The sequence below is a fragment of the Neomoorella stamsii genome (genome assembly GCF_002995805.1).
Lineage (GTDB): Bacteria > Bacillota > DSM-521 > Neomoorellales > Neomoorellaceae > Neomoorella > Neomoorella stamsii.
Genome location: NZ_PVXL01000034.1, coordinates 1 through 14,442 on the forward strand (window position 1 = coordinate 1; position 14,442 = coordinate 14,442).

Here is a 14,442-nt window from a genome sequence, read left to right on the forward strand (position 1 = left end):
CCGCAAAAAAGGCGTAAAGTATGCTGACCTGATTACCGCCTGGGTGAAAGAACACCTGAGGGAAAGTTAAGGTGCCGGTATTGCGGAAAAGACTGGCCGCCCACAGGAAAGCATTCTCGTAAATAATATCCTTGTCCAGGGGTTCGAGAAGGGCTACCTCCTTTATGCGCTCATTACCGTCTTTGCCCCCTCATTCTAGCAGGGGCTAAAGGAAATACCATTTCTTGATATTGCATTTGCTCGCATGTCGTCAGCAGAAGTTTACGCTGTAGTTTGAGTTATAATAATAACAGCAAACCATGGAGGTGCAGGCTCTTTCCCCTTTATGTTGCCAACTCTCCAAGAGAAAATGTTTCTATAAACGTCTTTGCCTTCCCCGGCAATTTCGCTGGCAACCTCCCCCATAGCATGCTGACGTACTGCCAAAAAATCTTGTTCCCCAGCAACCAGCACACTACCTTTTAGAGCGGCTATCCCCTGGCCACCCTTTTCAATCTGTACAGTATTGCCCCGGATCACAAAGCGAAGATGCGTACCCGGTGTGACACCTAAAAATTTGCGTATTTCTGCCGGGATAGTTACCTGGCCTTTAGATGATATCTTAGCAATAGGCACCGTTCTCACCTCATTATCCTTTATTTTTATTCATTGTAAAGGAAGCGATCTTGGATGTAAAGCACCTAAAATTCCCCACTTAAAACTTTGCTCGCCTGCCAACTGGCGGATATCTGCCTCTGTTAAACCGGTTTTCATGTCTTCCTCGTCCATAATAAGCATAATAACTCCCTTTTTCGGTATGCTCACTGGTGCTGTCGGAACCGGGTAAAATGATTTCCGAACCCGTCTTGTTTTATCATAATAAATTTGATATGATCAGATCAAAATTTTTTGTTCATGAAAGAAGGGAAAAACGTTGGACATTATAAAAACTGTTAAACTGGGCGCGAGATGTCAGATGGTGTTGCCTGCTGAAATAAGAAAACAGCTGGGCCTAAAGGAAGGCGACGAAATTATCATCAAGATAAACGGGAAAAAAGCGATAATTGAACCCAAACCTAAAAGCTATGCCGAGCATCTCTGGGGGCTGCATAAAGAAGTATGGGCCGGCACTGATCCTGACAAATATGTAAAAGAGGAAAGAAACCAATGGGAAAAATAAAAGAAATAATAACCGGGCATCAGGTTATCGCCCTGGATACAAACTGTTTCATTTATATGCTTCAGGCAGACCCCTGGGCCCTGGAATTAAAAAAAGAGCTGTTTAATCCGCTGGAAAAAGGTGAGTTTCAGGCCGTTACTTCGACTTTGACGCTTCTCGAACTGTTAGTCAAACCCAAATCCCTGGGTCTGGAAGAAGTCTGCGAGCAGTATATTACCACACTAAAATCTTACCCCAATTTGCAGCTAATCGATTTTAACCTGGAAATGGCCGTTCTGGGGGCAGAAATCCGCGCTAAATACCGGGTGCGAACTCCTGACGCCATTCAACTGGCATCTGCTTTAGCATCAGATGCCACGCTATTTTTCACAAATGATCTTTCCCTTCCCCAGGCGGTAGGGAATATGAGAACAGTATTTTTAAAAGATGTTTTTCCTCCCAGGGCGTAGTTTACCCCACCTGCACCAGTTCCCGTCCCTTCTTCGCCCGGAAGCCCGGCAGCACCAGGCGTAAGAGCTCCTCCACCCCGGCCATGTCCGCCCGCCAGCCGGGCTGGGAAACAAGCCCCAAGAAGTGTTTAAGCAAATCGGCTTCGAATTCCTCCGGCCGGGCAATAAAGATCCGCTCATGGGAAGTAGCATTAGGACCAGGGCGCCGGCCTGGATGAGCAGCTGCACCGCCTCGGGGATGGTCATAAAGAAGCGGGTCATCTCCGGGTGGGTCACCGTCACCGGCCCGCCGGCGGCAATCTGGCGCTGGAAAAGGGGCACGACGGTGCCCCAACTGTCCAGGACGTTGCGCTTTATGCCTCTCCATCCGGCGGTAGCATACCCCACTCTTGCATTCGTAAATAAGCGTTCTCAATTTGCTGGTTAGTAAATTTATTCCCCTTCGCCTGGCGAACTTCCATAACAACTTCGGGCGCTCTACTCCCGGAATCTATTCTGAATTTAGCAAGGGGTTTTCTCCCTTTGTATCACCAGGGACAAAGGCCGGACCGAAATATGTGCCCCGGCTTCATCGTCTCAAAGCTATCATTTTGCTATGTTTCCATTCAAGCTAATCAAGCTAAAAATTCGACACAAACTACCAGTTTCCTCCAAAATTATCCGATCTTCGCAAAAAAGTTTCTGCTTTTTACATTTAACTGCCAGGGGAAGCAGGGAAAGTATTAAAACCATTTATCGCTGCTGCTGCGGCCTATGAATCGTAACATTCTGTAAATTCAGGAAGCGGGAAGCGCAGGCTTTTAGAAAAGTATCCCCATGTTCCAGAAATATGCTATAATAAAATCCAGAAGAAGGTGATCCCTTGACGGGAAACGAAGGGCAGCCCCGGCCTCCCCACCACCCCCACGACAAGGGTTACAGGCAGCTCCTGGCCGACAAAAGGGTATTCCTGGAGCTGCTGAAGACCTTTGTCCGGGAAAAATGGGTGGAGGCCATTGACGCAGACGACCTCATCCTGGTGAACAAGTCCTACGTCCTCCAGGATTTCAGCGAGAAAGAAGCCGATATCGTCTACCGGCTTAAGACCAGGGATAAAAACGTCATCTTTTACGTCCTGCTGGAGCTGCAGTCAACGGTAGACTACCTGATACCTTTCCGGCTGCTGCTTTATATGGTTGAAATCTGGCGGGAGATCTACAACAACACCCCGCAGTACGAGCGGGAGTGCAAGCATTTCCGCCTGCCGCCCATCATCCCGGCGGTGCTTTACAACGGGGTCGGATCCTGGACGGCGGCCCTTTCCTTCAGAGAAATGCTGGACAGTTACCAGGATTTCAGCGGGCATCTGCTGGACTTCCGCTACCTGCTGTTTGATATCAACCGCTACAGAGAGGAAGAGCTTATGAGGGCGGCAAATCTGATCGCCGGTGTCTTTCTCCTGGACCAAAAGATGCGGCCCGAAGAGCTTGTTGGACGGCTGCAGAAACTGGCGGGGATATTAAAGCGCCTCACGCCTGATGAGTTCCGCCATATCACTAGCTGGTTGAGGAACGTTGTCAAGCCCAGAATGCCTGAAGGTTTTAGGGAAAAGGTTGACCGCATCCTGGACGCAAGCAATCCCTGGGAGGTGGAACGAATGATTTACAACCTGGAATTGACCCTGGAAGAGATGCAGCGGCAGGCTTTGTTGAAAGGCAAGATGGAAGGAAAACTGGAAGGAAAACTGGAAGGCGAACTTGAAGGTGAACTGAAAGGCAAACGGGAGGTGGCCCGGAACCTGCTTTTGCTCAACGTTGACATTGATACTATTATTAAAGCCACAGGGCTTGACCCGGAAGAGATAAACGCCCTGAAGAAACAATTGGAGCAATGATTTTTTTGCTGGCCGTAAATTCAGGAAAAGGCCCGCCTTATCCACCGGGGCGGGCCTTGTTATTATAACTTACCGGAGCCGTACAGCCCTTTGCCGGCAATTTTGTCCTCGTCTCCCCAGGTTTTCCAGGAAAAATCAACCCTGTATAACCCTTTTTAAAGCCGCTTGCTGGCTTTCTGAAGGGTCATCTATGCCCGGAAAGTAACTCTCAACCTGGAAAAGGAAGATTTGAAACGTCTACTCCTGCTGGCCCGCAAAAAAGGCGTAAAGTATGCTGACCTGATTACCGCCTGGGTGAAAGAACACCTGAGGGAAAGTTAAGGTGCCGGTATTGCGGAAAAGACTGGCCGCCCACAGGAAAGCATTATAGCGAAGGAATACGTCCCCAGACACCGCGGCGGAAGCCGCTCGGCATTTTCGCATCTCCCGGTAGACCCTGATGTCCCTGCGTTGCAACTTGTTGGGAAAAGCGGCAGGGCTTCATACCCTGCCGCTTCCCGGCTGATGCTTTTAGGATTGCTGCTGGCCCGGGGGCAGGAAGGGCAAGGCGAGCTTTTGTTTCTTGGGGTAGTGCCATCAATCTCACCAAAACAACTCCAGCAGTAACCCGGCGCTGGCGAAATACGATCTCACCAAAATCCTTATCGGATGTTATTAACACAGCCTGTAATTCATTAGCCAAGTCGAGAACCGCTTCATCAGTTATACCAGGTATCATCTCAGCCACATAAGCCACTCTATGGCCACAAGCACGCATCGCGATAACTATATCACGGTCAACACTTTCATCCGCTACAAAATTCATAGCGCTGCCTCTTCGACCGGGTAAACTACATCAGCCCTGATTGCTTGCGCGGCAAAAGCCAGGGCGGCGCGTATAGCTTCTTCAGTCAAGCGCGGATGGGCCCGGATTATCTGTTCAACCGTTTCGCCGGCGGCGAGCTTTTCAAGTATTAAATCAACCGGAATCCTAGTACCGGCAACAACAGGTTTACCCATAAGGATATTAGGATCTGACTTAATTAAGTTCGTAATCACTTTTATACACCTCCAGCCAATGACCTTACTACTATTATACCAGATGTTTGCACTCACTTAATCCCGTCTTTACTAACTTCCATTTTGTAATCCAGGTTTCTACCGGGAATACAGCTACCGGTAAACGTTATCGTCAGGAAGCAAATGATTTCCTACCAGTTTAAGTTCCCTGCCCGGAAAAAGTTTGCCGTATCGCGAGAAAGTATTAGAGTTGTTACAGTGGTATGGCTGCAGCAGGCACGGCCAGCTGCCGGTACAGTAGGACTTATCCCCTCGTTAAATTGCACTTAACCGGCCAGGACGAACATCACCGTACCATCGCCGTACCCACTCCGTTTAATGAACGTAGCAACCATAAAGTTGTATTAAACACCAGCTTTGTTTTCCCCAGTCGCCTCGCCCGGCAGTTATATCCCGCCGCATCTGCTCCCCTATGACCCTGGTATAACTCAACCGTTAAATCCTCGCGGCCTGCGGCGGTGCCAATGCCAGGCCGTAGCAATGATGTCCTCCAGTTCTGTATATCGCGGTCGCCAGCCTAACTCCGCCATGGCTTTTTCTGCCGCGGCTACCAGCACCGCCGGGTCGCCGGGCCGCCGGGGACCGAAACGGCAAGGTACTTTCTGCCCTGTCACCTTTTCCGCCGCTTTTATTACCTCCAGAACCGAATAGCCCCGGCCGGTGCCAAGGTTATATGCCGCCGTAGGGCTGCACTGCTCCAGGGCTTCCAGGGCCAGCACGCAGGCTACCGCCAGGTCGTCGACGTGGATTTAGTCCCGCACCGCCGTGCCCAATATCCCCTGCTGATGAAGCCCCGGCGGCATTGAAGTAACGTAAGGATATCCAGGCCCACCACTTCTATCCCCCGGTCCTGGAGCCACCAGCGGGTAGGATCCAGCTACGGATCCTCCGCCCCGTAGAAGCTCAAACGGATGCCACTGCCCTCTGGCTTTACTCACTGTTTCAAGCACTAATTTGTTGGGCGGCAGGAAACACCAGATCTCATAGACAACCTGGTATTGCATTTCCCTTTGCAATGCTGCAAACTCTGCATAGAGCTGGATTTCCCCCAAGGCAGAAATGGCATGGAAGGCATGGCCCCACCTGGCTGTAGTGATACGTTAGTATTTGGGGTGGGGCCCGATGTATGTAATTTTATAGTGGATTCGATAGCTATATGCGAGCGCATAGTGCCATCCGAGATAAGACAAATCTCCCTTAAACTTTTCTATCTTACCTCCCGGAGCAGGGAATCCGGCGGCCGGCTGCCACGTTTCAACGCAGGTAGTTATGCCTTATTATTTTGATGGCGGACCGCAAGGCTGCGGGAAGGCGACCGGCGCTTTCAAAGACCTGGGTTGCCGTGGATTCATCGTAGGTGTGGGAGGTACGGTTACGGTCTTCCAGCAATTCGAACCAGAGGTCAATGTCCTCCAGCAAGCCCGCATCATAAGCGGCACGGATGGCCTGCCGGGGAGAGTTTACCTCCAAGCCTTCTATCCTGGCCACTTTCCGGAAAAGTTTCCATGCCAGTTCAAAGGTGTACTCGAAGCGTTGAATGGTAGCGCACGATGACGGAAAAGGGCTGCGCCAGAGCCTCTTCAAGGGTAGCAAGGGCCCGTTCAAGGGTTTCTAGGCGAAGAGCGAGTTCCGCTTTTTTTTCTTCCATACTTCCACCTTCTTCAGGGCGTTTTGCGCGAATTCCCCGGCTACCCCGCGGAAATTCACAAGGTCGACCTTCCCGGGTATGGGCAATTCCTCTAATTCATGTTTTAGCGCTGCCAGAATCGTCCCCTGTACCGGCTCATCCGCATCATAGCCTATATCATAATCGGAGTAAGGACCGGCGGTCCCACTCACCTGAGAGCCAAAAAGAAACACATCCGCGTTGATGTTTTTAAAAGCTTCCAGCACCCGCCGGCGGATGGCCTCTTTTTCATGCAGGACGGTAATGCCGTCGGGTTCGGCCACACGGTACCCTAGCTTTTTCCACCGGCGCCACTCGGCCCGGCGTTCCGGGGCGGTTTTCCCCCGCAACCGGATAAAAGCCTTTGGCCTTTGTTCCCTTAATTCTTCCACGTTACTCACTCGCTTGTCCTCAGCCCTGTACAAGGGTCCTGCCTGTCTGGTAGGATTGTTTCTTTATCTCTATTATAAATAATTTGGGCTTCATTTACGATTCACCCAAAACCAGAAGTTTTTCGTAGAATAAGGTGGTCCCCTTTGTCAAGACAATATCCCTCCCCGGCACACAGCCGGAAAGGATTATCATGCTCAGCGCCAGGTACAATATCTTCACCGGCTCGCCCATGTCGAGAACGAAAATCTCCCCGCTTTTCACTAAAGCCCCGGCCTGGATAACGAGCTGCACCGCCTCAGGGATGATCATAAAGTAGCGGGTCATCTCCGGGTGGGTCACCGTCACCGGCCCTCCGGCGAGTAAACTTGAGAATACCCGCCCGGCTTATTTCTATGCCACATCCAGGCAGTGGCGATAATCTCCTCCAAACTAGTATATCGCGGCCGCCATCCCATCTCTTCGATGGCTTTTCCTGCCGAGGCTACCAGCACCGCCGGGTCGCCGGGCCGCCGGGGACCGGTACGGCAGGGCACCTTTTTCCCCGTCACCTTTTCCGCCGCCCGATTACCTCCAAAAGGCAAGAAGAGAAGGGGTCCAGCTCGAAGCCTTCCTTGACCAATATTGCCAGGCCGTCAGTTGTATTTGACGCTTACTTTTCAACACAATATGTCCCTGTTTTCTATCAAAGCATTTATCCCAACAACCGGACAAGAAGTTCCTGTCGGCTAGAAACATTCATCTTTTCATAGATGTGCGCAATATGTCTATATGTTGTATGCCGCGAAATATGTAGTAATTTGCTGATGTTCGCCGGCGAAACACCCTGACACAGCAAATCGACAATTTCTCTCTCCCTTAGAGTTAGATCTATGGTTTCCCAAGTAATTCTTTCAGTACCATGTTTATATGGCTGTCGATAAAATAAATTCTTATGCAGATTGTTCAATTGCAAAACTGCCAGATACACCGCCGTAACTTCGACGTCTGTAAATTTCTTATCTTTGGTCCTGTCCAAAGCGAAAACAGTTCTGGGTATTCCGTTTATGTCAAATAAGGCAAAACCAAGAGAGTACTTAAGGCGACGAGGACGAATATAATCATAAATAAACTCGTTCGGAGGCTCACGTTCCCATTCCCTTATATTTATAACAGGCTTGATGTATGTCTCTCGCGCAACTCTCGCAAGACCATAACGGCCATTCTCGATTTTTGAGTAGTATCCAAGGTACATGGCACTCCATTGTTCATCAATGTTCATTAGATACTGATTGCATACCTTTCCGTTTCCATCTAAAAAATAGATAAGCGCCTGATCAAAGGGGCAAAGCTCTCCGAGTTTAGACAGAATTTTAACAGAAAAAAGATTCAGTTCATGAGCGTATCCGCAAGTAAGAACAACGTTATATATTTTTTCCCAAGGGATATCTAAATTTGCTTTCATCTCGACACCCTCCAAACTTATGTCTGAAAGTTTCGTCGAGAATCATAATAAATCATGAATATTATATCAATGTATAGTGAAATAGTCAACTTAAAATACCCATAAAATCACTCTCCTTCGTTAATAGTTAATTCTTAAGCTTGCTGTGCAGCCTGGTTAGATTGTGCTTGCGGTACGCTCTCCAACTTTTTGAGCGGCAGGTTTTTTTGATAATAGAACTACGCCCTAGATAGTAATCTCATAACCTATTTTTGTATTCCCCATCTCGCCCCTCCATCGACAACTACTGTTGCCCCGTGCATATAGTTGCTGATTTCCGTGCACAGCATAAAGACAACCCGAGCTACATCATCCGGATCTGTCGTCGGTGCCGAAGGATGGGTTTTAGACAATTCAATAATCTCCGGCGGACGTTTTATACTCATTCCACCCACAGTCAACATGCCGCCCGGCGCTACACAATTGATATTAATGCCAAGAGGTTTCAATTCCTTTGCCAGTGACTGCGTGATTCCTACAACGCCGGATTTAGCAGCTACGTAATGTATCATGCATCCATATGTTGGTTCCGCGGAAAATCCTGCCACAGATGCGACATTTACAATTTTGCCTCCTCGTCCCTGCCTAACCATTTGCTTGACAACTGCCTGGGTGAAAAATAACGTGCCTTTTAAATCCGTATCAACCGTATCATCATATGTTTCTTCCGTTAGATCTAAAAACTTGACTTGACTAAAGATGGCGGCATTATTCACCAGGATATCCACCCCGCCGAATTCTTTTACTGTAAAGTCTACTGCAGCCTGGATTTGCGGGATATAACGGACATCAGTTTTGATGAACTTTACGTTGTAATTCTTGGATTTAAAAAATTCAACTGCTGCATTCGCATATTCAATGGCAATATCTGCTATAACAACGTTTGCACCTGCTTCGCACAACCGGTTAACAACACAAAAACCCATTCCCATGGCCCCGCCGGTCACAATTGCAACCTTACCGTTTAATTCCAGAATATCCTTCATAGGTTTCGCATTCTTCCCGCCTCGAATTTTCATGCCAGGGGCTAATTCGGCTCCATTGATATCGATACCTAATAATCTTTGATACATACCGTCAAACGTATACAGGTTTTCCATAGCACTACCTCCTCCTTTAATTTAACTTAATTATAATTATTTGATTACCGATTCCTGGTCGGAAGCGTTGCCGGGGAGGAGGCGGTGGTATAGGGGAATGCCCCCTTGGCCGTCACGTTCAGCTCTACCACCGCCTGCTTCTTGCCCTTCTTTGGGTCAGCCCTCCCTCGACATTACGTTCCATGGGCACGATCCTGTCCACGATATCCCGGATGCCCAGGGCCCAGGGGAACGGAACCAGCAGGTAGAGAGAGCCGATCGTCTTCATGGTATCGATATTGATGTTAATCCCTGGTATACTCTGAAAACGGTTGACATCCTTCCCCTGAAACAGGCCGGAGTAATTTGTGGTTCTCCTTTCCGTATCGGTTCCCTGTTACGCGTGTCTCTCCGCACTGTCCACAGGCGGTAGCGCGATGATTACGCCTTCTCCAGCATGTCCAGGAACTTCTCGAGCTCTTCTTCCTTCATGCCGTAGCCGTGCTCCGGTTGGGGATATCCGCCGGATTTCACATCTGCGGCGAACGCGCCGATCGCCCCGGCAGCAAACTCAAAGTAATTGGCGTATACTTTGGCATGGCTGCCCATGCGGTCCTTGGGCATCATCCCGAACATATCAAAGTGTACCAGCTCAGAACCGTCCGCCGCACCGCCGGCGGCAACAGCGATGACAGGAATACGCAGCTTCTTGGCGATGGCGTCGGTGACCTCCCGGGGCGTCAGCTCGATGGTCATGGCCATCATGCCGTTTTCCTGATACTCGTAAGCCTGACGGTAGATCTCCATGGCGGCCTCTGCGGTCTGGCCGCAGCGCTTGTAGCCGCCATGCCGGCTGGTCTGCCATCCGGAGAGAGCGCCCACATGGCCGAACACGACAACGTGGTTGTCAGCCAGGTACCTCAAGGTCTCTAGATTGATGCCCATGGGCAACACGCTGTCAGCGCCTTCTGCCATCAGGATGGAGGCATATTCCAGAGCCTTATACTTGTTTGCATACATCGGAGTCTGCATATAGCAGTTCAGGTGGATGTAAGGAGCCACCCGGCGCAGCTCTCTCGTCCACCATGGCAAATTTTCGATACGCTGCTGGATAGTTTCGCCGGGAGAGGTGTACCTGACCACATCCACACCAGCCATCTCGGCTGCCATGGTCCAATAGGGGTCAAGGCTGGCCGGGCAGTACTGAACGATCTTCTCGCCATTATCTTTCTTCTGCTGAAGATAGGCAATGGTTTTTCTGCCCTTTTTCATCAGAGATGATTTTACTGCTTGCTTATCGCTGTCCTCAATAATGACGTTCCCGGTTTTTTCTTCTGCCATAGTTTGTTCCTCCTTTTTATTATTGATTTTTCCAGCAAGTTTACTATATCAGAAGAAAATATCCCTTTGTATGACTAAATTTAGGTATTTAATCTACTTAATTTTAGGTATGCCCCGGCGGAAATGTGTATGGTAACTTAAAGCCTGACTTTTGCAGCAACCGCAGTAATAAAAGCCGCCGGGGCCTCTCGTGGTAAGGGCGCGGCGGCTTTTTGTTTTATAGCTATTTCTTCCGGTGAAGGGGGCACTGGCTGGTAGTAGAGGCTGGAACGATTTAAGCTTAGTAGTTCCGCTTGTTTCTTTATGGATAGCTCAGGATGGCCCCATTCCACCAGTGAGACGCGTTTATCGCGATTAAGCTCAGAGGCCACTCTTTTTTTAAGCCAGGTCAGCTCGGTAGTCAAACGACCAGCCTCGGCATAAAGGTCCTGGATTTGCTTTTCGTATTGAGCCTTTATGTTCCTTGCAGGAGAAGTTACCGGAAGAACTCCAACTCGAGGAGGTACAAAGGGTCATGGAATTAACCACATCCTGGCATTTAAAAGGCTGGCAGCAGGGCCAGCAGGAAGGCAGGCAGGAAATACTTTTAAGACAGCTAAGGAAACGCCTGGGTACCATTTCTTCTGAAGTGGAAGCGAAAATAAAGACTTTATCAGTCGAGCAGCTAGATGACCTGGCTGAAAAAATACTTGACATCACCAGCGAAGCTGAATTGCATAGAATCCTCGCCATTAAACATTGATACTTAAGCTCCACTCTGGGCTTAAGGTCGCCCTGGCATCAAAGACGGCCGGCTATAACCGGGCCGGTCTTTAAGTTATTCTTTAAATACCCGTGGATTATATCAGTAACCAATGGATATAACACTGGATGGTCAAGCCAGCGTAATCGCCTCTAATAAGGCCTATTTTCCTCCGCCATAGCTGCAAGGTAATCGTGACCCTTTTCTAAAACCGGCATCCCAGGGCATCCATGGGATCAAACATTAAAATGCGCCAGAATGTCTTGCGGGCGGCATCAAACTGGCCCAGGCGCCACTGGCAGAGGCCTAGCCCGTGCAGGGCGCGCAGAAAAGGGCGATTATTTATCCAGCTCCACGGAAGCAGTCCATTAAAGCCTGGCGGCAGGGCCTGCTCGCCAACTTTAACCCCTGCGAGGTAACGTTGCATCGCTCTTTTTGCATGCCAGGCGCTGCGCCCATCTCCAAATGTATATGTGCCCAGGTGGACAAAGGCATCAATGCAGCGCAGATCTTTGGTCAGGCACCCCTGCAAAATTTCCCACGTTTTATCAATATTGCCCTGATGAGCATATTCAACCGCCAGGGATATTGGGTCCTCCATTTCCTCAGGGTTCGCCCCTGGGATAATTTGCTCCATTTCAAATACCTCACGGGGACCTGCTTTCAGAACAGCAATTACCCACTCAGGTAAAGACGAAGGCAATTCCCGGTCCGGATCAATTTCCCACAGCTCGGCAAAGTAATAAAAAGAATCCCAGGTGCCATGCGAGTACAGTCTCAGGGGAACAGGTGTTAATACAGAACCGTCTAATTAAATCCGGCATAATCATACCCACCCTATCCCTGCGGTTATTATAGTTGCTTCTTTTCCTAATAGGCTATCCGGCTATTTCCAGGCGCCGGCATCACGGAAAAGACTCGCCGCCCACAGGAAAGCATTCTCGTAAATAATGTCCTTGTCCAGGGGTTCGAGAAGGGCTACCTGCTTTATGCGCTCATGTACCTCCTGTACGGATACCAGTTTTACCGGCATTCCCTCTTCTCTGGCTTTACTCACTGTTTCAAGCACTAATTTGTTGGGCGGCAGGAAACACCAGATCTCATAGACAACCTGGTATTTCATTTCCCTTTGCAATGCTGCAAACTCTGCATAGAGCTGGAGAGCGGCAACTTTTTTCTGTACCCGGCGTAACCTTGTTTGCAGTTTCTCTTTTGCTGCAAAATGGTATGTACTGGAAAAATCCATGCCGTAAATTTCTCCAGGTTTATGGGCAAAAGCCACTACCGGGACAATATTTTCCCCGGGAATATCCAGGCTCACCGTACAGCCTTTTACCATTTCATAATAGGCCAGGATAAAACCGCGTTCAATATCCGCCTTCAGGTATTTAGGTAATTTGCGCACCATATTGTCCTCCGTGAAAAAGTGCTTGGGTTCGGCCGTTACGCGCCGGCGTCAACCGTACTACAGGGTTCTTACCTATTCCCACTACCAGGCGGAGCAGGCTATCAGTTTATGGGTAGTATTGGAGGACCATTCACCTGGATCAGTAAGGCAAAAAATTAGGTTGGCGATAAAACTTTTCCAATGTCCATACTATGTCGGCAATGACCAGGTCGGGAAAAATACTTGCTCTGCCCCGCTTTCAACTCTTTGTAAAAGGGCTGAACACCGCCGCGCCCGCATATTCCAACTGGCCCAGTTCCGCTTCATCCACGAATATATAGGTAGTATCGCACTCCCCCAACAGTTCCCCCAAGGCAGGAATGGCATGGAAGGCATGGCCCCACCTGGCTGTAGTGATACGTTAGTATTTGGGGTGGGGCCCGATGTATGTAATTTTATAGTGGATTCGATAGCTATATGCGAGCGCATAGTGCCATCCGAGATAAGACAAATCTCCCTTAAACTTTTCTATCTTACCTCCCGGAGCAGGGAATCCGGCGGCCGGCTGCCACGTTTCAACGCAGGTAGTTATGCCTTATTATTTTGATGGCGGACCGCAAGGCTGCGGGAAGGCGACCGGCGCTTTCAAAGACCTGGTTTGCCGTAGATTCATCGTAGGTGTGGGAAGTACGGTTACGGTCTTCCAGCAATTCGAACCAGAGGTCAATGTCCTCCAGCAAGCCCGCATCATAAGCGGCACGGATGGCCTGCCGGGGAGAGTTTACCTCCAAGCCTTCTATCCTGGCCACTTTCCGGAAAAGTTTCCATGCCAGTTCAAAGGTGTACTCGAAGCGTTGAATGGTAGCGCACGATGACGGAAAAGGGCTGCGCCAGAGCCTCTTCAAGGGTAGCAAGGGCCCGTTCAAGGGTTTCTAGGCGAAGAGCGAGTTCCGCTTTTTTTTCTTCCATACTTCCACCTTCTTCAGGGCGTTTTGCGCGAATTCCCCGGCTACCCCGCGGAAATTCACAAGGTCGACCTTCCCGGGTATGGGCAATTCCTCTAATTCATGTTTTAGCGCTGCCAGAATCGTCCCCTGTACCGGCTCATCCGCATCATAGCCTATATCATAATCGGAGTAAGGACCGGCGGTCCCACTCACCTGAGAGCCAAAAAGAAACACATCCGCGTTGATGTTTTTAAAAGCTTCCAGCACCCGCCGGCGGATGGCCTCTTTTTCATGCAGGACGGTAATGCCGTCGGGTTCGGCCACACGGTACCCTAGCTTTTTCCACCGGCGCCACTCGGCCCGGCGTTCCGGGGCGGTTTTCCCCCGCAACCGGATAAAAGCCTTTGGCCTTTGTTCCCTTAATTCTTCCACGTTACTCACTCGCTTGTCCTCAGCCCTGTACAAGGGTCCTGCCTGTCTGGTAGGATTGTTTCTTTATCTCTATTATAAATAATTTGGGCTTCATTTACGATTCACCCAAAACCAGAAGTTTTTCGTAGAATAAGGTGGTCCCCTTTGTCAAGACAATATCCCTCCCCGGCACACAGCCGGAAAGGATTATCATGCTCAGCGCCAGGTACAATATCTTCACCGGCTCGCCCATGTCGAGAACGAAAATCTCCCCGCTTTTCACTAAAGCCCCGGCCTGGATAACGAGCTGCACCGCCTCAGGGATGATCATAAAGTAGCGGGTCATCTCCGGGTGGGTCACCGTCACCGGCCCTCCGGCGAGTAAACTTGAGAATACCCGCCCGGCTTATTTCTATGCCACATCCAGGCAGTGGCGATAATCTCCTCCAAACTAGT

At 49.7% G+C, this 14,442-nt stretch carries 19 protein-coding genes and 4 pseudogenes; 4 read left to right on the forward strand and 19 right to left on the reverse strand.

What is annotated here, in order from left to right; genetic code table 11:
- Positions 1-261: 261 nt before the first annotated feature.
- Positions 262-615, reverse strand: a complete 354-nt coding sequence (locus tag MOST_RS05800) for an AbrB/MazE/SpoVT family DNA-binding domain-containing protein (RefSeq protein WP_083476591.1) — start codon at positions 613-615, stop codon at positions 262-264.
- A gap of 30 nt (positions 616-645) precedes the next feature.
- Positions 646-768: a hypothetical protein gene (locus MOST_RS18185; RefSeq protein WP_277995699.1), complete on the reverse strand. Its 123-nt coding sequence runs from the start codon at positions 766-768 to the stop codon at positions 646-648.
- 145 nt (positions 769-913) lie between these two features.
- Between MOST_RS18185 and MOST_RS05805 the strand changes: the two genes are divergently transcribed.
- Together MOST_RS05805 and MOST_RS05810 are read left to right on the forward strand one after the other, a co-directional pair.
- A complete protein-coding gene (locus MOST_RS05805) occupies positions 914-1,159 on the forward strand; it encodes an AbrB/MazE/SpoVT family DNA-binding domain-containing protein (protein WP_083476592.1) in 246 nt (81 codons plus the stop codon).
- Positions 1,147-1,608: a type II toxin-antitoxin system VapC family toxin gene (locus MOST_RS05810; RefSeq protein WP_054936590.1), complete on the forward strand. Its 462-nt coding sequence runs from the start codon at positions 1,147-1,149 to the stop codon at positions 1,606-1,608. Before MOST_RS05805 ends, MOST_RS05810 begins: the two co-directional genes overlap by 13 nt.
- Positions 1,609-1,806: 198 nt before the next feature.
- Here MOST_RS05810 and MOST_RS18480 read toward each other — a convergent pair.
- Positions 1,807-1,956 (reverse strand): annotated as a pseudogene (locus MOST_RS18480) (polysaccharide biosynthesis protein); the annotation flags it as partial.
- A gap of 514 nt (positions 1,957-2,470) precedes the next feature.
- Between MOST_RS18480 and MOST_RS05820 the strand changes: the two are divergent.
- On the forward strand, positions 2,471-3,481 hold the full coding sequence (locus MOST_RS05820; RefSeq protein ID WP_106007058.1) for an Rpn family recombination-promoting nuclease/putative transposase: 1,011 nt from the start codon (positions 2,471-2,473) through the stop codon (positions 3,479-3,481).
- A gap of 364 nt (positions 3,482-3,845) precedes the next feature.
- Here MOST_RS05820 and MOST_RS05825 read toward each other — a convergent pair whose 3' ends face one another.
- The 11 genes and pseudogenes from MOST_RS05825 to MOST_RS05885 all read right to left on the reverse strand — a co-directional run.
- Positions 3,846-4,286: a DUF5615 family PIN-like protein gene (locus MOST_RS05825; RefSeq protein ID WP_054936593.1), complete on the reverse strand. Its 441-nt coding sequence runs from the start codon at positions 4,284-4,286 to the stop codon at positions 3,846-3,848.
- On the reverse strand, positions 4,283-4,519 hold the full coding sequence (locus tag MOST_RS05830; RefSeq protein WP_244267009.1) for a DUF433 domain-containing protein: 237 nt from the start codon (positions 4,517-4,519) through the stop codon (positions 4,283-4,285). Before MOST_RS05830 ends, MOST_RS05825 begins: the two co-directional genes overlap by 4 nt.
- Before the next feature lie 449 nt (positions 4,520-4,968).
- Complete coding sequence (locus MOST_RS05835) at positions 4,969-5,259, reverse strand: hypothetical protein (protein WP_054936594.1); 291 nt, start codon at positions 5,257-5,259, stop codon at positions 4,969-4,971.
- A 535-nt stretch (positions 5,260-5,794) separates the two neighbouring features.
- Positions 5,795-6,124 (reverse strand): HI0074 family nucleotidyltransferase substrate-binding subunit, encoded by a 330-nt coding sequence (locus MOST_RS05845; RefSeq protein WP_161952804.1) that lies wholly within the window; start codon positions 6,122-6,124, stop codon positions 5,795-5,797.
- Positions 6,125-6,151: 27 nt separating this feature from the next.
- The gene (locus MOST_RS05850; RefSeq protein ID WP_161952805.1) at positions 6,152-6,607 is read right to left on the reverse strand and encodes a nucleotidyltransferase family protein; all 456 of its coding nucleotides are present in this window, start codon (positions 6,605-6,607) and stop codon (positions 6,152-6,154) included.
- Between the two features lie 106 nt (positions 6,608-6,713).
- A pseudogene (locus MOST_RS17880) lies at positions 6,714-6,953 on the reverse strand (polysaccharide biosynthesis protein); the annotation flags it as partial.
- Positions 6,941-7,147: a hypothetical protein gene (locus MOST_RS05860; RefSeq protein ID WP_129588667.1), complete on the reverse strand. Its 207-nt coding sequence runs from the start codon at positions 7,145-7,147 to the stop codon at positions 6,941-6,943. The gene MOST_RS05860 and the pseudogene MOST_RS17880, both read right to left, overlap by 13 nt.
- A 143-nt stretch (positions 7,148-7,290) precedes the next feature.
- Positions 7,291-8,040, reverse strand: a complete 750-nt coding sequence (locus MOST_RS05865; protein WP_054936087.1) for a helix-turn-helix transcriptional regulator — start codon at positions 8,038-8,040, stop codon at positions 7,291-7,293.
- 245 nt (positions 8,041-8,285) lie between these two features.
- The gene (locus MOST_RS05870; protein ID WP_054936088.1) at positions 8,286-9,179 is read right to left on the reverse strand and encodes an SDR family NAD(P)-dependent oxidoreductase; all 894 of its coding nucleotides are present in this window, start codon (positions 9,177-9,179) and stop codon (positions 8,286-8,288) included.
- A 420-nt stretch (positions 9,180-9,599) separates the two neighbouring features.
- Positions 9,600-10,499 carry a 3-methyl-2-oxobutanoate hydroxymethyltransferase gene (locus MOST_RS05880; protein WP_054936089.1) on the reverse strand — a complete coding sequence of 300 codons (900 nt, stop codon included), beginning with the start codon at positions 10,497-10,499 and terminating at the stop codon, positions 9,600-9,602.
- 209 nt (positions 10,500-10,708) lie between these two features.
- Positions 10,709-10,984, reverse strand: a pseudogene (locus MOST_RS05885) (IS3 family transposase); the annotation flags it as partial.
- A 29-nt stretch (positions 10,985-11,013) separates the two neighbouring features.
- On the opposite strand from MOST_RS05885, the gene MOST_RS05890 reads away from it, so the two are divergent.
- Entirely contained in the window at positions 11,014-11,241 is a 228-nt protein-coding gene (locus tag MOST_RS05890; RefSeq protein ID WP_054936091.1) for a DUF4351 domain-containing protein, read from the forward strand.
- Between the two features lie 205 nt (positions 11,242-11,446).
- On the opposite strand, the gene MOST_RS05895 is transcribed toward MOST_RS05890, so the two are convergent.
- The 5 genes and pseudogenes from MOST_RS05895 to MOST_RS05920 form a co-directional block, all read right to left on the reverse strand.
- Positions 11,447-11,878 (reverse strand): tetratricopeptide repeat protein, encoded by a 432-nt coding sequence (locus MOST_RS05895; RefSeq protein ID WP_054936092.1) that lies wholly within the window; start codon positions 11,876-11,878, stop codon positions 11,447-11,449.
- Between the two features lie 249 nt (positions 11,879-12,127).
- Entirely contained in the window at positions 12,128-12,646 is a 519-nt protein-coding gene (locus tag MOST_RS05900; protein ID WP_208974811.1) for a hypothetical protein, read from the reverse strand.
- Between the two features lie 557 nt (positions 12,647-13,203).
- Positions 13,204-13,533 carry an HI0074 family nucleotidyltransferase substrate-binding subunit gene (locus tag MOST_RS05910; protein WP_161952806.1) on the reverse strand — a complete coding sequence of 110 codons (330 nt, stop codon included), beginning with the start codon at positions 13,531-13,533 and terminating at the stop codon, positions 13,204-13,206.
- A gap of 27 nt (positions 13,534-13,560) precedes the next feature.
- Entirely contained in the window at positions 13,561-14,016 is a 456-nt protein-coding gene (locus MOST_RS05915) for a nucleotidyltransferase family protein (RefSeq protein ID WP_161952805.1), read from the reverse strand.
- Between the two features lie 106 nt (positions 14,017-14,122).
- Positions 14,123-14,362, reverse strand: a pseudogene (locus tag MOST_RS05920) (polysaccharide biosynthesis protein); the annotation flags it as partial.
- Between the last annotated feature and the right edge of the window lie 80 nt (positions 14,363-14,442).